Source organism: Mycobacterium sp. NGS16 (genome assembly GCF_059813225.1).
The window spans coordinates 1-19,146 of sequence record NZ_JCALEE010000014.1 but is presented as its reverse complement, the minus strand read 5'-3'; the positions used below and the strand labels follow the sequence as shown (position 1 = coordinate 19,146).

The 19,146-nt window shown below is 67.2% G+C and carries 16 protein-coding genes and 2 pseudogenes; 9 read left to right on the top strand and 9 right to left on the bottom strand.

Going from position 1 to position 19,146, the window contains the following annotated elements; genetic code table 11:
* The first annotated feature begins 2 nt into the window (after window positions 1-2).
* The 3 genes from pgi to cysW all read left to right on the top strand — a co-directional run bounded on the left by pgi (window position 3) and on the right by cysW (window position 3,660).
* Complete coding sequence (gene pgi, locus AC5Y4Q_RS21050; RefSeq protein WP_064920171.1) at window positions 3-1,667, top strand: glucose-6-phosphate isomerase; 1,665 nt, start codon at window positions 3-5, stop codon at window positions 1,665-1,667.
* Between the two features lie 371 nt (window positions 1,668-2,038).
* On the top strand, window positions 2,039-2,824 hold the full coding sequence (gene cysT / locus AC5Y4Q_RS21045) for a sulfate ABC transporter permease subunit CysT (protein WP_064922472.1): 786 nt from the start codon (window positions 2,039-2,041) through the stop codon (window positions 2,822-2,824).
* A complete protein-coding gene (gene cysW / locus AC5Y4Q_RS21040) occupies window positions 2,821-3,660 on the top strand; it encodes a sulfate ABC transporter permease subunit CysW (protein WP_499960132.1) in 840 nt (279 codons plus the stop codon). The genes cysT and cysW overlap by 4 nt, the downstream gene beginning before the upstream one ends.
* Here cysW and AC5Y4Q_RS21035 read toward each other — a convergent pair.
* The 4 genes and pseudogenes from AC5Y4Q_RS21035 to AC5Y4Q_RS21020 form a co-directional block, all read right to left on the bottom strand.
* Window positions 3,641-4,390 (bottom strand): SDR family oxidoreductase, encoded by a 750-nt coding sequence (locus AC5Y4Q_RS21035; protein WP_064922474.1) that lies wholly within the window; start codon window positions 4,388-4,390, stop codon window positions 3,641-3,643. The two genes, cysW and AC5Y4Q_RS21035, sit on opposite strands and share 20 nt — an antisense overlap.
* Window positions 4,391-4,399: 9 nt before the next feature.
* A complete protein-coding gene (locus AC5Y4Q_RS21030) occupies window positions 4,400-4,867 on the bottom strand; it encodes a zinc finger domain-containing protein (protein ID WP_499960146.1) in 468 nt (155 codons plus the stop codon).
* A 150-nt stretch (window positions 4,868-5,017) separates the two neighbouring features.
* A pseudogene (locus AC5Y4Q_RS21025) lies at window positions 5,018-5,263 on the bottom strand (DNA-formamidopyrimidine glycosylase family protein); the annotation flags it as partial.
* A gap of 18 nt (window positions 5,264-5,281) precedes the next feature.
* Window positions 5,282-5,683, bottom strand: a complete 402-nt coding sequence (locus AC5Y4Q_RS21020) for a phage holin family protein (RefSeq protein WP_125225462.1) — start codon at window positions 5,681-5,683, stop codon at window positions 5,282-5,284.
* A 135-nt stretch (window positions 5,684-5,818) separates the two neighbouring features.
* Between AC5Y4Q_RS21020 and AC5Y4Q_RS21015 the strand changes: the two genes are divergently transcribed.
* From AC5Y4Q_RS21015 to AC5Y4Q_RS20995, 5 genes are all read left to right on the top strand, one after another.
* Window positions 5,819-6,721, top strand: a complete 903-nt coding sequence (locus tag AC5Y4Q_RS21015; RefSeq protein WP_499960131.1) for an AurF N-oxygenase family protein — start codon at window positions 5,819-5,821, stop codon at window positions 6,719-6,721.
* Entirely contained in the window at window positions 6,718-7,434 is a 717-nt protein-coding gene (locus AC5Y4Q_RS21010) for a DUF4873 domain-containing protein (protein ID WP_499960130.1), read from the top strand. Before AC5Y4Q_RS21015 ends, AC5Y4Q_RS21010 begins: the two co-directional genes overlap by 4 nt.
* Before the next feature lie 40 nt (window positions 7,435-7,474).
* Window positions 7,475-8,344, top strand: a complete 870-nt coding sequence (locus AC5Y4Q_RS21005; RefSeq protein ID WP_125225460.1) for a TIGR03619 family F420-dependent LLM class oxidoreductase — start codon at window positions 7,475-7,477, stop codon at window positions 8,342-8,344.
* A gap of 150 nt (window positions 8,345-8,494) precedes the next feature.
* Window positions 8,495-8,644 (top strand): hypothetical protein, encoded by a 150-nt coding sequence (locus tag AC5Y4Q_RS21000; RefSeq protein WP_165604343.1) that lies wholly within the window; start codon window positions 8,495-8,497, stop codon window positions 8,642-8,644.
* Between the two features lie 112 nt (window positions 8,645-8,756).
* Window positions 8,757-10,868, top strand: coding sequence for a cellulase family glycosylhydrolase (locus AC5Y4Q_RS20995; protein ID WP_499960129.1), 2,112 nt, complete (start codon window positions 8,757-8,759; stop codon window positions 10,866-10,868).
* On the opposite strand, the pseudogene AC5Y4Q_RS20990 reads toward AC5Y4Q_RS20995, so the two are convergent.
* Both AC5Y4Q_RS20990 and AC5Y4Q_RS20985 read right to left on the bottom strand, forming a co-directional pair.
* Window positions 10,867-11,814: pseudogene (locus AC5Y4Q_RS20990) on the bottom strand (fumarylacetoacetate hydrolase family protein); the annotation flags it as partial. The gene AC5Y4Q_RS20995 and the pseudogene AC5Y4Q_RS20990 sit on opposite strands and share 2 nt — an antisense overlap.
* A gap of 3 nt (window positions 11,815-11,817) precedes the next feature.
* Window positions 11,818-14,094, bottom strand: coding sequence for an ATP-dependent DNA ligase (locus tag AC5Y4Q_RS20985; RefSeq protein ID WP_499960128.1), 2,277 nt, complete (start codon window positions 14,092-14,094; stop codon window positions 11,818-11,820).
* Between the two features lie 73 nt (window positions 14,095-14,167).
* Here AC5Y4Q_RS20985 and ku point away from each other — a divergent pair, with 73 nt between their 5' ends.
* Complete coding sequence (gene ku / locus AC5Y4Q_RS20980) at window positions 14,168-15,043, top strand: non-homologous end joining protein Ku (protein WP_064922481.1); 876 nt, start codon at window positions 14,168-14,170, stop codon at window positions 15,041-15,043.
* Here ku and AC5Y4Q_RS20975 read toward each other — a convergent pair.
* The 3 genes from AC5Y4Q_RS20975 to AC5Y4Q_RS20965 form a co-directional block, all read right to left on the bottom strand.
* A complete protein-coding gene (locus tag AC5Y4Q_RS20975; RefSeq protein WP_499960127.1) occupies window positions 14,991-17,858 on the bottom strand; it encodes an MMPL/RND family transporter in 2,868 nt (955 codons plus the stop codon). The two genes, ku and AC5Y4Q_RS20975, sit on opposite strands and share 53 nt — an antisense overlap.
* The gene (locus AC5Y4Q_RS20970; RefSeq protein WP_185746671.1) at window positions 17,855-18,307 is read right to left on the bottom strand and encodes an MmpS family transport accessory protein; all 453 of its coding nucleotides are present in this window, start codon (window positions 18,305-18,307) and stop codon (window positions 17,855-17,857) included. Before AC5Y4Q_RS20970 ends, AC5Y4Q_RS20975 begins: the two co-directional genes overlap by 4 nt.
* A gap of 73 nt (window positions 18,308-18,380) precedes the next feature.
* Window positions 18,381-18,986 carry a TetR/AcrR family transcriptional regulator gene (locus tag AC5Y4Q_RS20965; protein ID WP_064922484.1) on the bottom strand — a complete coding sequence of 202 codons (606 nt, stop codon included), beginning with the start codon at window positions 18,984-18,986 and terminating at the stop codon, window positions 18,381-18,383.
* Between the last annotated feature and the right edge of the window lie 160 nt (window positions 18,987-19,146).

Genomic DNA, 19,146 nt, shown 5'->3' with positions numbered 1-19,146 from the left:
GAATGAGCTCGGTCCAACAGATCCCCGACATCACCGCCACCCCAGCCTGGGACGCGTTGCGCAAGCATCACCAGGCGATCGCCGACACCCACCTGCGTCAGCTCTTCGCCGACGATCCCGAGCGGGGCCAGAAGTTCACCGTCACCGTCGGTGACCTCTACATCGACTACAGCAAGCACCGCATCACCGAGGAGACGGTGGGCCTGCTGCTCGATCTGGCCCGGGCGGCCGGCCTCCAGGACCGGCGTGACGCGATGTTCGCCGGGGTGCACATCAACACCTCGGAGGATCGGGCGGTGCTGCACACCGCCTTACGGCTGCCGCGCAACGCCGACCTGAACGTCGACGGTCAAGACGTCGTCGCTGAGGTGCATGCGGTGCTCGACGCTATGGGCGACTTCACCGACCGGCTGCGCAGCGGGGAATGGACCGGCGCCACCGGGAAACGCATCGAGACCGTCGTCAACATCGGTATCGGCGGCTCGGACCTCGGCCCGGTGATGGTCGACCGGGCGTTGCGCCACTACGCCGACGCCGGGATCTCGGCCCGGTTCGTCTCCAACGTCGATCCGGCTGACCTGACCGCCAAGCTGGCCGGCCTGGATCCCGCTACCACGGTTTTCATCGTGGCCTCCAAGACGTTCTCGACGCTGGAGACACTGACCAACGCCACCGCCGCCCGGCGCTGGCTGACCGACGCCCTGGGCGATGCCGCGGTGTCGAAGCATTTCGTGGCGGTCTCCACCAACGCCGAGCGGGTGGCGCAGTTCGGCATCGACACCGCGAACATGTTCGGCTTCTGGGACTGGGTCGGCGGCCGATACTCGGTGGATTCGGCGATCGGGCTGTCGGTGATGGCGGTGATCGGCCGGGAGCGCTTCGCGGAGTTCCTGGCCGGCTTCCACATCGTCGACGAGCATTTCCGCACCGCGCCACTGGAATCCAACGCGCCTGCACTACTCGGCCTGATCGGGCTGTGGTACTCCAACTTCTTCGGCGCCCAGTCCCGCGCGGTGCTGCCCTACGCCAACGACCTGGACCGCTTCGCGGCGTATCTGCAGCAGCTCACCATGGAATCCAACGGCAAGTCGACCCGCGCCGACGGCACCCCGGTGACCACCGACACCGGCGAGATCTTTTGGGGTGAGCCGGGAACCAACGGCCAGCACGCGTTCTACCAGCTGCTGCACCAAGGCACCCGCCTGGTGCCGGCAGATTTCATCGGCTTCGCCCAACCCCTCGACGACCTGGCCACCGCCGACGGCACCGGCAGCATGCACGACCTGTTGATGAGCAACTTCTTCGCCCAAACCCAGGTGCTGGCGTTCGGCAAGACCGCCGAGGAGATCGCTGCGGAAGGCACGCCCGCAGATGTGGTGGCGCACAAGGTGATGCCGGGCAACCGGCCGAGCACCTCGATTCTGGCCACCCGGCTCACCCCGTCGGTGCTGGGCCAGCTGATCGCGCTCTACGAGCATCAGGTCTTCACCGAGGGCGTGGTGTGGGGCATCGACTCCTTCGACCAGTGGGGCGTGGAATTGGGCAAGACGCAGGCCAAGGCGCTGCTGCCGGTGCTGACCGACGACGCCTCCCCCCAACCGCAGACCGACAGCTCCACCGACGCACTGGTGCGCCGCTACCGGGTGGAGCGCGGCCGGGCGATGTAGCGCCTCGGCTTTTCTCTCGGCCTGACTTTTTACCCGTGACCGGGCCGGGCGGTGTCTGAAGCGGCGCGGCCGAGATGCCCGGCCGCGCTTCGTTCTTTAGGCTTCGCGCCATGCTGATGGCATCCGGTGTTGGGCGCTGTTGTCGCTGACTCCTCGTCGACCGGCTTGGTCGCGAGCTCAGACCTGACACTTCGTGGTCACCCTCGGCAGTGACCCGTGCCGAAGATCTCCGGCATTGGAAGGCCCGCATGTACTTGTCCCCCGAACCCGGTGGAGCGACGCTCGACGCCGCGATCTCCGGCGGAGCTCTCCGGCACGCCGCCGTCAGGAGACTCGCCGCGGCGGTAAACGCAGCGGCACCCCGGCGCACCATGGTCACGCCGCTTCGCATCGGCGTAACGACGCTGTGGCTGTCGGTCATAGTGCTGCTGCCGTTGGCCGCGATCGTCTGGCAAGCAGCGGGCCGGGGCTGGCACGGGTTCTGGCTGGCCGTCACCTCGCACGCGGCGCTGGAATCCTTCCGGGTCACGCTGACCAGCGCGGTGCTGGTGACCGCGCTCGACGTGGTCTTCGGCCTGGCCACCGCGTGGGTGTTGGTGCGTGATGACTTCCTCGGGAAAGGTCTGGTCGATGCGTTGATCGACCTGCCGTTCGCGCTGCCGACGATCGTCACCAGCCTGGTGATGCTGGCGCTGTACGGCAACGCCAGCCCGGTCGGTATTCACTTGCAGCACACGCCGTCCGGGGTGGTGATGGCGTTGGCCTTCGTCACCTTGCCCTTGGTGGTGCGCGCCGTCCAGCCGGTGCTGCTGGAGCTCGATCGAGACGCTGAAGAGGCGGCCGCGTCACTGGGCGCTACCCGGCTGACCACCTTCCGGCTGGTGCTACTGCCGTCGCTGTGGCCCGCATTGTTGACCGGGACCGGCCTTGCGTTCTCGCGCTGCCTCGGGGAATTCGGCTCGGTCGTGACGATCGGCGGCGCTGTTCCCGGCAGGACCGAAGTGTCATCGCAGTGGATACGCGCACTGATCGAGAATGACGATCGCACCAGCGCAGCCGCGATATCGATTGTGTTACTGGCGGTCTCGTTCGCCGTGCTGGTGGTGCTGCGGACGGTGGGCGGGCGTGCCGCCAAACGGGAAGAGGAGGACGGGTGACGGCGCGGTTCGAGCGGCGCCACCTGCTTCGGGGCGCCGTGTTGGCCTACATCGGCGTGATGCTGATCGCTCCGGTATCGGTGATCCTGTACCGGACATTTCGGCCCGGCCTCGGTCATTTTTGGGCCTGGGTGAGCACCCCGGCGGCCATCTCGGCGCTGAAACTGTCCCTGCTGCTGGTCGGCATCGTGGTCCCGCTGAATGCATTGTTTGGCGTGGTCGCATCGATCCTGTTGGTGCGCAACAGGTTTTGGGGACGGTCGGCATTGCAGGCGGTCATTGATCTTCCGTTCGCGGTCTCGCCGATCATTGTGGGGGTCGCGCTGATCGCGCTGTGGGGTTCGTCCGGGGCCTTGGGCTTTGTCGAGAACCATCTCGGATTCAAGATCATCTTCGGGCTGCCCGGGATGGTGCTGGCCAGCATCTTCGTCACGCTGCCGTTCGTCGTGCGCGAGGTCCAGCCGGTGCTCATGGAGGTCGGCATCGAACAGGAACAGGCGGCGGCCACGCTGGGAGCGAATTCGTGGCAGACGCTGTGGCGGATCACGCTGCCGTCGATCCGCTGGGGCCTGACGTATGGCGTCGTGCTGACCACCGCGCGCACGCTCGGTGAGTTCGGTGCCGTCATCATGGTGTCGTCGAATCTGCCGGGCGGTTCGCAGACTCTGACCTTGTTGGTGAACGACCGCTACCACCGCGGCGCCGAGTACGGCGCCTACGCGCTGTCCACGCTGCTGATGGGTGTCGCCGTGGCGTTCTTGATCGCGAAGACGATGCTGCTGGCGTACCGCAACAGAACCAGGGCGCTGGACTGGCTCAGGCGAAGCGTTTGGTGAACCGCGGCGGCAGCCGGCGCATCACCCACACCATCGGCGCCCACGGCCACGGCGGCACCACCGCGCGGCCGGTTTCGCGTTCGATCGCGCGCACCATCGCCTTGACCCCGGATTCGTTGTCCACCATCAACATCGTCGACGCCGACTTGGCCGTCATCTCCGATTCGATATAACCCGGCTCCAGCACCGTGACCTTGATCGGGCCACCGGCGTACTCGGCGCGCAGCGATTCACCCAGCGACGACACCCCGGCCTTGCTGGCGGCGTAGGCCGCCTTGACACCGGGAACGCCCTTGTTGCCCAGCACCGAGGAGATCAGCACCAGGTGCCCGCCGCCCGCGGCGTTGAACATCTCGATTGCCGTCTCGATCTGCACCAGCGCGGCGACCAGATTGGTCTCGATGGTGGCCTTGTTGGCCCACAACTTGCCGGAACCCAGGCGGGCGCCCTTGCCGATACCGGCATTGACGACGACGCGATCGATTCCGCCGAGCTCAGCGGCGAGCTGGGCGAACACCTTGGGCACCTCATCATGGTCGTTGACGTCGAGCGCGGCCACCGCGATCCGGACGCCGGGATGCTGCTGCGTCAGTTCGTCTTTGAGTTCCTCAAGGCGATCGACGCGGCGCGCGCACAGGGCCAGGTCACGCCCACGCGCGGCAAACGCGCGGGCCATGCCGGCGCCCAGGCCGGAGCTGGCCCCGGTGATGAGGATCTTCTGACGGGTCACCCGGGCAGCCTACTTGAGCAAACGCGACATGCGCCGGTCCGCGAGCACCTTGCCGCCGGTCTGACACGTCGGGCAGTACTGGAAGGACTTGTCGGCGAACGACACCTCCCGCACCGTATCGCCGCAGACCGGGCAGGGCAGCCCGGTGCGGGCATGCACCCGCAGCCCGGAGCGCTTCTCGCCCTTGAGCGTCGCGGCCTGTTGGCCGACCGAACGGGTCACCGCGTCGGTCAGCACAGACTGCATCGCCTCGTGCAGCGCGGCCAGCTGCGCATCGGAGAGCTTGGCCGCGGTGGCGAACGGCGAAATCCGTGCGGTGTGCAGGATCTCGTCGCTGTAGGCGTTGCCGACTCCGGCGATCACCTTCTGATCAGTGATGACGGTCTTGATGCGTCCGGTATTGCCGGCCAGCAGCCCGCCCAGCGCGTCGCGCGTCACCTCCAACGCATCTGGACCCAGCGCGGCGATGCCCGGCACCTTGGCCGGGTCGTCGACGAGCCAGACCGCCAGCCGCTTCTGGGTCCCGGCCTCGGTGAGGTCGAAGCCGGGCGCCTGCCCCGGGGCGCCCAGGTGCACGCGCAGTGCGATCGGCCCCTTTCCGGGCCGCAGCGGCGCCGGCGCCAGCTTGTCCGACCAGCGCAGCCAGCCCGCCCGGGACAGGTGCGCGATCAGGAACAGTTCGCCGGCCTGCAGCCCGAGGTACTTGCCCCAACGCTGTGCGCCGGTGACCGTCTGATCGTGCAACGCCGCCAGCGGCGGGTCGAAGGTCTTGAGCACCGACAGCGCCACCACGTCGACGCGGCCGACCTGGCGGCCGACGGCATGCCTGCGCAGGTGGTCGGCGAGCGCTTCGACTTCGGGCAGTTCCGGCATGCGCTTGAGTCTGCCTGGTTACCGGGTGATGCGCCGGGCGTCGCGCAGCACCAGCGACAGCACCCAGCTCACCAGGGACAGCACGATGGCGGCCCAGATCGCGTCCCACCAGAAATCGGCGATGTAGAGCCCCCAGTGCTTGGCGGTTTTGTCCGTGATCCACGCGGTGATCATGAGCATCAACGCATTCACCACGATGTGGAACAGGCCCAGGGTGAGGATGTACAGCGGGATCGACAGCAGCTGCACCACCGGTTTGATGAACGCGTTGACCAGCCCGAAGATCAACGCGATGACGAAGATGATGCCCACCCGCTGCAGAGTGGTGTCACCACCGATGATCTCCACCCCCGGAACGATCTGGGTGACGATCCACAGCGCGAATCCGGTCAGCGCAGCACGAAGCACGAAGGCGGCCATAGGCAGATCTTGCCACCGGGCCGCGCCCCGGCGACGACACTCACACCGGACCGCAAGTACCCGGTACCGTAGGTATTGACTTGTTTGGTGGCGGCTCCTAGCTTCGTGGGAACCGACGCGAGAAGGGATTCTGCGATGACCACTGCCATGCGGCCGAGCGGACCTACCCGGGAGGACTTCGCCGAACGCCTGTTGAAGGGCTCGGTGAAGAAGTCTTACGCCCCAGTTGTCGACATCGACTGGGACGCCCCGATCGACCCGGACAAGTTCTTCCTGCCGCCGCGGATGTGCACCCTGTACGGCACACCGCTGTGGGAGGCGATGACCCGCGAGCAGCAGATCGAGATGTCGCGCCAGGAGCTGGTCAACGTGCTGTCGGCGGGCGTTTGGTTCGAGAACATCCTCAACCAGGCGCTGCTGCGCGACATGATGCACAAGAACCCCACCTCGCACACCACCCACTACTCGCTGACCGAGCTCGGTGACGAGACCCGGCACATGCTGATGTTCGGCAAGACCATCGACCGGATCGGCGGCGTGCCGGTGCGCCCGAAGCTCTACCAGCGCATCATCATCAACTCACTGCCGTTCCTGTTCCGCGGCAGCATCCTGTGGGGCGCCGCCCTGGTCGGCGAGGAGATCTTCGACGCCCTGCAACGCCAGATCCTCGACGACCCGGACCTGCAGCCGATCGTCCGGCGGGTGATGCGCATCCATGTCACCGAGGAAGCCCGGCACATCCAGTACGCGCGCGACGGCCTGCGGCGCAGTGTCCCGGCGATGCCGCGCTACCGCCGCGCCCTGCTGGCAAACCTGCAGGGCGTGGGCGGACCGTTCTACCGCCATCTGTTCACCCTGCCGATCGTCTACAACCGGGTCGGGCTGGACGGCCGCGAAGCCCGCCGGGTGGCGCGGGCCAATCCGAACTTCCACGCCGCTTGCCGGTCGTCGTTCGCTCCGCTGGCCGCCTTCTTCACCGAAGTCGGCCTGATGGGCCGGCTGGCCCGGCGGATGTGGCGGCGGGCCGGCTTCCTGTGACCGGCATCCACGACGTGGTCGTGCTGGGCGACCCGGCACGGCTTCATGGGCTGCTGGCCGGCGCGCGCGTCGTCGCCGCGCCCGCGTCCACCCGATTCGACAGCGCCCACGAGACGTGGGCGGTGAGCACCCCCGAGGGTGAGGTACTGACCGCGCGGGTCCTCATCGATGCCACTGCCTCGCGTGACGACGTCGTCGCTGCACACGGGACGCCCAACCGGTTCCGGATCCCGGGACCGCACACCCGCCGGCAGGCCCGATACGTGGCCCGGATCGTCGACGTCATGCAGCGCAGCGGCGCCGGCCGCATCGAATCCCGCTCTCCCCGGCTGCGCGTGCACCGGCTGCTGCCGACCCGCGGGGCTTCGCGGTTCTTTATCACCGGCTCCGTAGCCGTTGATGACGAGCTTTACGACGGGCCGGCTGTGCTCACCCACAACGGCAAGGACTACCCGACCCGGGTGCGGCTGGCGGGCCACTTCGACCCAATCGACGGCCAATACCATTGGCAGGGAATGTTTTTCACCGATCTCGCGGGCGCAAATGTCACCGGCTCCAAGGTCAGCATCCGGATCGGCGAACACAGCGCGCAGGGACGCGTCGCGGAGCGGACGCCGTGGGGCACCCTGACGGTGGCCGGCGCGGCCGGATATCCTCCGTATCCCCTGGAGGACCCCGAAGAACTGCGAATCGCGATGCCGCCTTCGGTCTAAGCTCCTGGAGAGTACGCCCAGCGACCAGCGAGGAGACGACGTGCGGTTCACCTATGCCGAGGCGATGACCGACCCGAGCTACTACATTCCGCTCGCCAAAGCCGCCGAGGCAGCCGGCTACCACAGCATGTCGATCCCGGACAGCATCGCCTACCCCTTCGAGTCGGACTCGAAGTATCCCTACACCCCGGACGGCAACCGCGAGTTCCTCGACGGCAAGGCCTTCATCGAGACCTTCGTGTTGATGGCGGCGCTGGGCGCGGTCACCAGCACGTTGCGGTTCACACCGTTCGTGGTCAAGCTGCCGATCCGCCCGCCGGCCTTGGTGGCCAAGCAGGCCGGTTCGCTGGCCGCGATGATCGGCGACCGGCTCAGCCTGGGCGTCGGCACCAGCCCCTGGCCGGAGGACTACGAGCTGATGGGGGTGCCGTTCGCCCGGCGTGGCAAACGGATGGACGAGTGCATCGAGATCATCCGGGGGCTCACCACCGGCGACTACTTCGAGTTCCACGGCGAGTTCTACGACATCCCCAAAACCAAGATGACCCCGGCGCCGGCGCAGCCCATTCCGATCCTGATCGGTGGCCACGCCGATGCCGCGCTGCGCCGGGCTGCGCGCAACGACGGCTGGATGCACGGCGGCGGCGACCCGGCCGAGCTCGACGGCTTGATCGCCCGGCTCAAGCAACTGCGCGAGGAGGAGGGCCGTACCGGTCCGTTCGAGATCCACGTGATCTCGGTGGACGGGTTCACCCTCGACGGCATCAAGCGCCTGGAGGACAAGGGCGTCACCGACGTCATCGTGGGCTTCCGGGTGCCCTACATCGTCGGGCCCGACACCGAACCGCTGGACGACAAGATCCGCAACCTGGAGCGCTTCGCCGAACACGTCATCGCCAAGGCGGGGTGACCGCGATCACATGCGCGCTCGCGCGTGTGCAGCGTCACTGTGTCGGTGGGAAACATTTCGGCGCCCCGGGCGTTGACTGACCGTGTGCGCTGATCGCCGATCGGCGGTCGAGTACTGCAGCTCTCGTCGCGCGACCTGCGGGAGGTATTGATGACTACGCAGACTTGCCTGCCGGCTCAGCAGCCGCGAGGTGGCCACGGCGACTATCAACGCGCGGTTCACCTGCAGCGCGCCGCCGCGAGTGAGGCGGCCCAGAGCGATGCCCGTCGCCAGTGGATCCGCGCCGCCACGCAGTGCTGATCGACGCGATCCGGCACCTTTTGCCGCGAATCCCTCCGGACCGTAAGTAACTCGTTTACTCTTCTCAGACGCACCTCAGAAATTACTCGCGTCCTGGGAAGGGTTTGCCGAGATGGCTGGTCACCGCAGCAAGGTCGTGGGCACCAAAGTTGCCGCAGTAGCCGCATTCCTGACGGTAGTCCCGCTGGCCCCACCGGCGCACGCCGACATCGACGACATGATGGACGTGCTGTTCGCGCCGTTTGTCACCGCCGCCGGCACCCTCGACGGCGACGCCGTGTTCGACTCATCCGCGTGGGATACCTTCCTGTCCTCCGCCCACTGGGACGCGGCACTGGCCGCGCTCGCCGAACCGGGCCCCGGGGTGGGATTCGACTTCTACACGGGGCTGCACGACCTCGCCGAGAAGTGGATCGACAGTGAGATCGGCGGCCAGGTCAACGGCGTCATCAACCAGCTGTTCGGATCGACCGTCATCGGAAACGGCGCCGACGGCACCGAAGCCCACCCCGACGGCGGCCCTGGCGGCTGGCTGTTCGGTGACGGCGGCGCGGGCTGGAACAGCACCACCGAGGGTGTGGCCGGCGGCCACGGCGGCGCCGCCGGGCTCTTCGGCAACGGCGGCGACGGCGGCGACGGGGGTGCCGGGGCCGCCGGCGGTGACGGCGGTGCCGGTGGCTGGCTGATGGGCAACGGCGGCCACGGCGGCGACGCCGGCAACGGCGACACCGCCAGCGGTCTGCCGGCCCTCGGCGGGGCCGGCGGCAACCCCGGACTGTGGTACGGAACCCACGGCGCGGCAGGTCATTTCGGTGCACTGACGAGCGGTATCACCGGGACGGTCGCGCCGCCGGTCGAGGTGTCCAACGGGTGGCTCACCAACGGCGCCGGCCAGGTCGTCATGTTGCACGGGCTCAACCAGGTCTACAAGATCCCGCCGTATGAACCGTCGGCCGACGGGTTCAGCGACGACGACGCCGCGTTCCTGGCGGCCAACGGCTTCAACGCGGTGCGCCTGGGGGTCATCTGGTCCGCGGTGGAACCGCAGCCCGGCGTCATCGACTACGACTACCTGGCCTCGATCCAGCAGACCGTGCAGATCCTGGCCCAGCACAAGATCGTCGCGATCCTCGACATGCACCAGGACCTCTACAACGAGGAGTTCGGCGGCGAAGGCGCACCCGCGTGGGCGACCGACGGTGGTGGCCTACCCAACCCCGACATGGGCTTCCCGGGCAACTACTTCCTCAACCCGGCGCAGAACCACGCCTGGGATGCGTTCTGGGGCAACGCCAAAGCTCCCGACGGCGTTGGCCTGCTGAACCACTACGCGCAGACCTGGCAGGCGGTCGCCAACTACTTCAAGGGCGACGCCAACGTCGCCGGCTACGAAATCATGAACGAGCCGTGGGCGGGGAGCAACTGGTTGGGCAGCCTGTTGGGCAACCCGTACTTCGAGGGCCAGCAGCTGACCCCGTTCTACAACCAGATCGACGCGGCGATCCGCTCCGTCGACCCGAACAAGACGGTGTTCTTCGAGCCCACCACCCTCTTCGGCAGCCTGCCGGTGCCGACCCACCTGGGCACGGTGGACGACGAGAACTCGGTCTTCTCCTTCCACAGCTACTGCATCACGACGTCGTTGTTCCCCGATCTGAGCTTCGGCTGCGATCTGAACGCCGACGCCGTGTTCGCCAACGCGGCCGATTACGCACAGGCGCACAACATCCCGGCGTTGCTGACCGAATTCGGCGCCACCAACACCATCCCGACCATCACCGCCAGCATGCAGGCCGCCAACAAGTACCTGTGGGGCTGGACCGAGTGGGCCTACACCGGCAACGACATCACCAGCGCCTCACCCAACGGCCAGGCGCTGGTGATCGACCCGAGCAAGCCGCTGATCGGCGACAACGTCAACTTCGACAAGCTGATCGCGCTGTCCGAGCCCTACCCGCAACTGATCTCGGGCACCCCGACGTCGCTGTCGTTCGACAATGGTGTCTTCTCGTTCAGCTACTCCACCGACCACGCCGACGGCTCGGGTGCGTTCGGCGCCGGTTCGGTGACCACCATCTCGGTGCCGGGAGATCAGTACCCGAACGGCTACACGGTGAGCGTCACCGGTGGGCACGTCACCTCCGGCGCAGGCGCCTCGGTGCTGACCATCGCTTCGGACTCCGGCGCCGCCACGGTGACCGTGACGATCACCCCGAAGGCTTAGGCCGGGGACGCTCGGCCAGGGGCAGCGGCGGGGCGCTGGCGCGCACGGTCTGGCGCACCTCGCCGAGGCCCTGCACCTGCAGCGTCACCACGTCCCCGTCGCGCAACCAGCCCGGAAACGCTTGCGGGGCCACGGGATCGAGGTGCTCGAGGAGCGTGCAGGTCGGAACCGTACCGGAGCCGAAGACGTCGCCGGGAATCAGCGGCACCCCGCGTGAGGCGTAGCTGATGATCTCGCCGAAGCTCCAGTCCATGGTCCCGGTCGACCCGATGCCGACGATCACGTCGTTGACGATCGCGGTGGCATGCAGGCTCAGCCGGCCGTCGCGGCGATACGGTTCGAGCTCGTCAGGAGTGACCAGGAACGGCCCCAGCGTGACACCACTGTCCTTGCCCTTGCCCTGACCGATCGCCAGCACGCCCTCGCGGGCTTGCAGGTCGCGCGCCGACCAGTCGTTGAAGATGGTGTAGCCGATGATGGCTTGCTCGGCTTCGGCCACCGACAGGTTCGCTCCCGGCGTGCCGATGACGGCGGCGACCTCCAGCTCGAAGTCCTGGCAGGCACTTCCGGGCGCTGCCGGCGCGTCATCGTAGGGACCCAGAACCGTTGCCGGGCAGGCGAAGTAGAAGGCCGGTATCTGATACCAGGTGTCGTCGAGCACCGGGCTGCGCCCGGTCGCGGCCAGGCAGTTACGCATGTGGTCCAAGAAGCACAGGCTGTCGCGGATCGAAGGCGGACGCGGGATCGGCGCCATCAGCGCCGCCTGGTCGAGCCGCACCGTCGCCGACGGCGCGTTCAACGCTCGCTCGCCGGCGTCGCGCAGCCCGTCCGGGCCGAGCCGGATCAGGTCCAGCAGGGTCGTTCCGGGCGCCGCGGCGTGGATCACCTCGCCGTGCAGCACCCCGGTCCGTTCGCCGTCCTCGCTTCGATAGGTCACCCAGCGCACCGGTCAATCCTCACTTACCACCTCCGCGGGCGTCTTGTCGGGCCGCAAGCCGCGCCAGCTGGGTTGGCGCAGCCGGCCGTCGTCCGTCCGCTCGCTGTAGCGCACCTCCCCCACCAGCGTCGGTCGAACGAAGGTGACGCCCTTGGCATCGGCGCGAGGCAGCGGCGCGTGGAAGGGCGATTCATCCGTGGGCGTCAGCTTCTTCTGCAACGCTGCCAGCGCGCGGTCGGTGAACCCGGTGCCGACGCGCCCCACAAACCGCAGGCCGTCGGCAGCCGGGATACCCATCAGCAGCGACCCGATCCCCCCACCGCGAGCACCCTCACCGGCCCGCCAGCCGCCGATCACCACTTCCTGGGTTCGCCAGTATTTGTCCTTGACCCACGCCGGCGACCGGCGGCCCGGCTGGTAGGCCGAGTCCCATTTCTTGGCCACCACGCCTTCCCAGCCCAGCCGGCGGGACCGCTCGAGCGCCTCGGCGCCGTCGGCGGCCAACAGGTCTTTGACCACCAAACCGGTTCCCTGCGCGAGCGTTTCCAACAGGCGGCGACGGTCCCGATACGCCACGCGCAGCAGCGGACGACCATCGAGGAAGAGCAGATCGAAGGCCCAGTACTGAACCCGCGCGGAGCGGGCGCTGTTCTGCATCGCGGCGAAGCTGGGCACGCCAGCGTCATCGAGGGCGACGATTTCGCCGTCCAACACCAGGTGATGCTCGGTGAGGTCGGCGGCCAGCGACCGCAGCTGCGGGTACTGGCCGGTGACGTCGCGTCCACTGCGCGCACGCAACCGCACCCGGCCCCGGTCGGCCTCCACCAGCAGCCGGTAGCCGTCCCACTTGCCCTCGAAGGCCCAGTCGTCGGGGTTCAGCTTGCTCACCGACCCGTGGGTGGCCAGCATCGGCGCCAGCTGAGTGAACGAGAACGCCTGCTGGTCCTTCATCCGGTGCGCCAGCCACTGGTCGCCCTTGGTCTGGATCAGCGCATAGCGCCCGGAGATCCGGCTGCCCTGCAGTACGACGATGACCTCGCCTTTCTCGGCGGTGTCGTCGAACTTCTTGGCCACGTAGCTGCCCGAATCCCAGATCCGCACCGTGCCGGCGCCGTACTCGCCCTTGGGGATGGTGCCCTCGAAGCTGCCGTACTCCAGCGGATGGTCCTCGGTGCGCACCGCGAGATGGTTGACCGATGGTGTATCGGGCAGGTTCTTGGGCACCGCCCAGCTCACCAGCACGCCGTCGCGCTCCAGCCGGAAGTCGTAGTGCAACCGACGGGCATGGTGCTCCTGGATGACGAAACTGTTGCCTTCGCCTGGCGCCGGCGCTGCGGCCGGCACCGGTTCGGGCGTCTTGGCGGCGTCCCGCTTGGCCCGATATGCGGTAAGCCGGTCTGGCTGGCGCAGCGGGGGATCCAACCCGGCCAACAGATCGCCGTCGCGGGCCACGCGCGCCAGCACCTCGTCGTAGCGCAGCTGGCCCAGGTCCGGGTCGTCGAGCTCTGCCCAGGTGCGCGGGGCGGCGACCGTCGGATGCTCGCGGCCGCGCAGCGAATACGGCGCGATGGTGGTCTTCGCGGCATTGTTCTGGCTCCAGTCCACGAAGACCTTGCCGGCCCGCAGCTTCTTGGCCATGGTCGCCGTCACCAACTTCGGCATAGCGCTTTCCAGTTGCTGCGCAACGCGTTTGGCTACCGCGGCGGCGCCGGTGCTGCTCACCGGGCGTTCCAGGGTGGTATAGAGGTGTAGCCCCTTGCTGCCGCTGGTGAGCGGGAACACGGTCAGGCCCAGGTCGTCCATCAGTTCGCGGATGGCTCGCGCCACCGCGGCGAGTTGGCTCATCGTCACGCCGTCGCCGGGATCCAGGTCGAACACCAGCCGTGTTGCCAGGCCCGGCTTGAGCACCTCCCCACCGCGTGTCCACTCGGCTTCGAAACGCCACTGCGGCACGTGCACTTCCAGCGCGGCCTGCTGGGCGATCCAGGCCAGGCCGTCGAGGTCGTCGATGATCGGATAGGCGGTGGTGCCGGAGCGGTGCTGCACCTCGGCGCGGCGCAGCCACGCCGGCGCCGAGCCGGCGAGCTGCTTTTCGAAGAAGGAGCCCTGTTCGACACCGTTGGGCCAGCGTTTGCGGGTCGCCGGGCGCCCGGCGATGTGCGGCAGCATCACCTCGGCGATGCGCGTGTAGTAGTCGAAGACGTCGGCTTTGGTGGTGCCCGTAGCGGGGTAGAGCACCTTGTCGGCGTTGGTCAGTTTCACCCGGGTCTTGGAGGACGCAGCGCCCATGCTGCCAACTTACGTCGCGGCCACGTCGTCTCAATACCGGTTATGGGCACTCCGGCGTGGGCATACTGGCCCCATGCGTTCCATCTGGAAGGGTTCGATCGCATTCGGTCTGGTCAACGTCCCGGTGAAGGTCTATAGCGCCACCGAGGACCACGACATCAAGTTCCGTCAGGTGCACGCCAAGGACCACGGCCGGATCCGCTACCGGCGGGTGTGCGAGGAGTGCGGCGAAGTCGTCGACTACGCCGACATCGCCCGCGCCTATGAGTCCGACGACGGCCGGATGGTCGTGATCACCGACGACGACCTGGCGAACCTGCCCGAGGAGCGCGACCATGAGATCGCGGTGCTGGAGTTCGTGCCGGCCAGCGATCTGGACCCGATGCTCTATGACCGCTCCTATTTTCTGGAGCCGGCGACGAAATCGATCAAATCCTATGTGCTGCTGGCCAAGACGCTGGCCGAAACCGACCGGGTGGCTATCGTTCATTTCACGCTGCGTAACAAGACCCGGCTGGCCGCGTTGCGGGTCAAAGACTTCTCCAAGCGTGACGTGATGATGGTGCACACCCTGTTGTGGCCCGACGAGATTCGCGATCCCGACTTCCCCGCGCTGGACACCAAGGTGGAGATCAAGCCTGCCGAGCTGAAGATGGCCGGACAGGTGGTCGAGTCGATGGCTGACGACTTCGATCCCGATCGCTACCACGACACCTACCAGGAGCAGCTGCACGAGCTGATCGAGGCCAAACTGGAAGGCGACGAGGCCTTCACGCCTGAGGAGCGGCCCGCCGAACTCGACGCCACCGAAGACGTCTCCGACCTGCTGGCCAAGCTGGAGGCCAGCGTGAAGAAGCGCTCAGCCGCCAAGAAGGCGCCGGCCAAAAAGGCGCAGGCTAAGAAGGCTCCGGCGAAGAAGGCTCCGGCCAAGAAGGCCGCGGCGAAGTAACACTTGTGGCCGCCGGCGCGGGCCGCTGGCGCACCCGTTGCGGCCACCAGAACCAGCGCCCGAGCAAGGCGGCGATGCTCGGCGTCATGAACGACCGCACGATCAACGTGTCGAACAGCAGCCCGAGTGCGATCGTGGTCCCGATCTGGCCGAGAATCCGCAGGTCACTGAAGATGAACGAGGCCATGGTGGCGGCGAACACCAGCCCGGCGGCAGTCACCACCGAACCCGTCCCGCCCATCGCCCGGATGATGCCGGTCTTCAAGCCGGCGCCGATCTCCTCGGAGAACCGCGAGATCAGCAGCAGGTTGTAGTCCGAGCCCACCGCCAGCAGCAGGATGACCGCCAGCGCCAGCACGATCCAGTACAGCTGAATGCCGAACAGGTACTGCCACACCAGCACCGACAGCCCGAATGAGGCGCCCAGCGAGAGCGCCACCGTGCCGACGATGACGATCGCGGCGACCAGGCTGCGGGTGATGATCATCATGATCAGCAGGATCAGGCTCAGCGCGGCGATCCCGGCGATCAGCAGGTCATAGCGGGCCGCGTCGGCGATGTCCTTGTAGGTGGAGGCGGTGCCCGCCAGGTAGATGTGCGACCCCTGCAGCGGGGTGCCCTTGACCGCTTCTTTCGCGGCGTCGCGGATCTTGTCGATGTGGGCGATGCCTTCCGGGGTCGCCGGGTCGCCCTCGTGGGTGATGATCATCTGCGCGGCTTTGCCATCCGGCGACAGGAACAACTTCATCCCGCGTTTGAACTCGGGATTGTCGAACGCCTCGGGCGGCAGGTAGAACGAGTCGTCGTTCTTGGCTTCGTCGAAGGCCTGGCCCATGGCGGCCGGATTGTCGTTCGCGGCCGCGGACTGGTCGCTGATCCCGGAGTTGGTGGCGTAATTGTTCAATGCCAGGTCGCGGTTGACCTGCTGGCTTTCGATCTGGGAGGGGATCAACTCCACCAGCTGTGGTTGCAACGCGTCCAATTGGTCGAAGGCCGTAGTGAGCTGTTCGAGCTTTTCGCTGAGTTTGTCGATGCCGTCCTGCAGGTCGAACACGTTGCGCAACGCCGCGCACACCGGGATGTCGAAGCAATGCGGTTCCCAATAGAAGTAGCTGCGGATCGGCCGGAAGAAGTCGTCGAAGTTCGCGATCTGGTCACGCAGTTCGTTGGTGAGGGCGACGGTGTCGTGAAAGCTCTGCGTTTGGGTGTGGGTGGCATCGGCAAGCTGCTGCTGCAGCGCGTACTGCTGCTGCAGGATTTGGATCGACTTCTCCGCTTCAGCTGCCTGCTTGAGCAGGTCGGCCGCCCGGTCCATCTGATACTTGAGGTTCTGGGTCTGGGCGACGCTGCCCTGGCCGACCGCAAACGGTATCGAGGTGTGCTTGAGCGGTGTGCCCAACGGCCGCGTAATCGATTGCACCTTGGCGATGCCCGGTGTGTGGAACACCGCCTTGGCGACCCGCTCCAACACCAGGAACGACGCCGGGTTGCGCAGATCGTGGTCCGATTCGATCATCAGCAGCTCCGGGTTCAGCCGGGCCTGGGAGAAGTGCCGTTCGGCGGCCGCGTAGCCGATATTGGCCGGGGCGCGGTCGGGCATGTACTCGCGGGCGTCGTAGCTGGTCTTGTAACCCGGCAGGGCGAGCAGACCGATCAGGGCGACCCCGCAAGCCACCACCAGAATGGGCCCGGGCCAGCGGACGATGGCGGCGCCGATCCGTCGCCAGCTGCGCGTTCGCATCGCCCGGGTCGGTTCGAAACGGCCGAGCCGGCTGCCCAGGGTGAGCACGGCCGAGGTGAGGGTGAGCGCAGCGATCAGCGCCACGAAGATGCCGATGGCGGCCGGCAGGCCCAGGGTGTGAAAGTAAGGCAGCCGGGTGAAGCTCAGGCAGTACACGGCACCGGAGATGGTCAGGCCCGAGCCGATCACGACGTGGGCGGTGCCGCGGTACATGGTGTAGAACGCGGTTTCCGGGTCTTCGCCGGCCGCGCGCGCCTCCTGGTAGCGGCTGATGATGAAGATCGCGTAGTCGGTGCCGGCGGCGATCGCCAGCAGAGTCAGCAGATTCGTTGAGTACGTGGATAATCCGATGATCTCGTGGTAGCCGAGGAACGCGACGAAACCACGGGCGGCGGCCATCTCGATGGCCACGGTGAGCAGCGCCAGCACGGTGGTGGCGACCGAGCGGTAGACCGCGAACAGCATGACCGCGATCACCAGGAAGGTGATCGCGGTGACCTTGTTGGTGCCCTCACTCCCGACCGAGAACTGGTCGGCGACCAGTGGTGCGGCTCCGGTCACGTAGGCATGCACGCCGGGCGGTGCCGGGGTGCGCTCGACGGTGTCGCGGACGGCGGCAACGGACTCATTGGCCAAGGTCTCGCCTTGACTGCCGGACAAAAACACCTGCGCCAGTGCTGCTTTGCCGTCGTTGCTCTGCGAGCCCGCGGCGGTCAGCGGGTCACCCCAGAAGTTCTGGATGTGCTGGACGTGTTTGGTGTCGCGCTCCAGCTCGGCGACCAGGGTGTCGTAGAACCGGTGCGCGTCGGCGCCCAGTGGCTCGTCACCTTCGATGACGATCATCGCCGCGCTGTCGGTGTCGTACTGCTGGAACACTTTTCCGATGCGCTTCGCCGCCTGGTACGACGGCGCGTCCGGAGAACTCATCCCCACGTTGTGGGCTTCGGCGACCACTTCCAGCTGTGGAACGAGACTGTTCGTCACCGCGGCCAGCGCCACCCAGAACAGCACGATCGGCAGTGCCAGGCGGCGGATGGTGCGCGGCCAGAAGGGCCGCCGGCCGTCGTCGCTCATCCGGACTTGTCCAGACAGAAGGTGTAAGCACTCACGGTGTTGACGATCCTTTCGTCCTTGAGCTCGCCGTCGATGAAGATGCGGCAGCCCAGCGTGTCGCCGTTGCCCTGCGCCCGAAGATCGGCGATAACGGCCGGCTCGGTCGTCGTCGCCTGGTATCTCCAGGGCAGCGGGGCATCGATGACCTGCTGCGGAGCGGCGTTGACATCGAGGTAGTTGATGGTGGCGGTAGCCCCCGAGGCCCCCGGCGCGCCGAAGACCTCGTAGACGACGTCCTTGGGGTTGAACGGGACGATTTCGTCAACCGCGTCGCTGCGCGTCGACGTGGTGTCGCCCGAGCCGAAGATGCCGTGCAGTCGGTAGACACAGAACGCCGCGACGGCAAACACCACCACGGCGACGATGACCATCCAGCCCCTCCTGACCAGCGGAAACAACGGCCGTCTCATCACCGCCTCAGCGTACGGTACGGAACCGTACGGCTCAAGAGGTTGGGGCAGCGTTGATTTCGGGAGGCCGGCGTCAGCGGGCGCCGCGGGTCAGGCTCGGCAGGATCACGCCGTCGACCAGATCGACGACGGTGCGCGCCGTGGGCGCCCGGCCGGAGACCAGGGACCGGAAGATCAGATAGCCGGGCAACACGTCCCACAGGTCGTCGTCTATCGCGGCGGCATCGATCTCGCCGCGGTCGACCGCTTGCCCCAGGATGTGGTGAATCAGCGCCTTGCGCTGGTCGACGAATTGGTGCTGCATCACCTCGTTCAGCGCCGGGTTGCGCGACACCTCGACCAGGACGGCGCGCAGGGTGCCGGCGTGGCGCGCGGTCTGTTCGCAGATCAGTTCGCCCAGACGCAGGAGATCCCCGCGCAGCGTGCCGGTATCGGGCGGGACGGCGACCTGGCGGATGCCCTCGGTGAATGCGGCCAACACCAATTCAGCTTTCGACGGCCAACGCCGGTACACGGTGGCCTTACTCGCCCGCGCGGTGGCCGCCACCGCGTCCACCGTCAACCGGTCGTAGCCGTTCTCCTGCAGCAGCTGCAGCGTGACGTCGAGCAGCTCGACTTCACGCGGCGACCAGATCGAGGTGCCGGCAACGTCGACGTTCTGACTCACGGGATCAACCATAGAATGCCGCCGATTCGAAAGAACGTTTCAGCTCGCAGTCGATATCGCCAGATAGGCGGCGCGAGTGTGGTACCGCCGGCGTGAGTTCATCTGCCCGTGGACGTCAAGGTGGGGTTTTGTTGAGGGCGCGTTCGGAGTTGATGTGGTGGGCGCGGTCTTG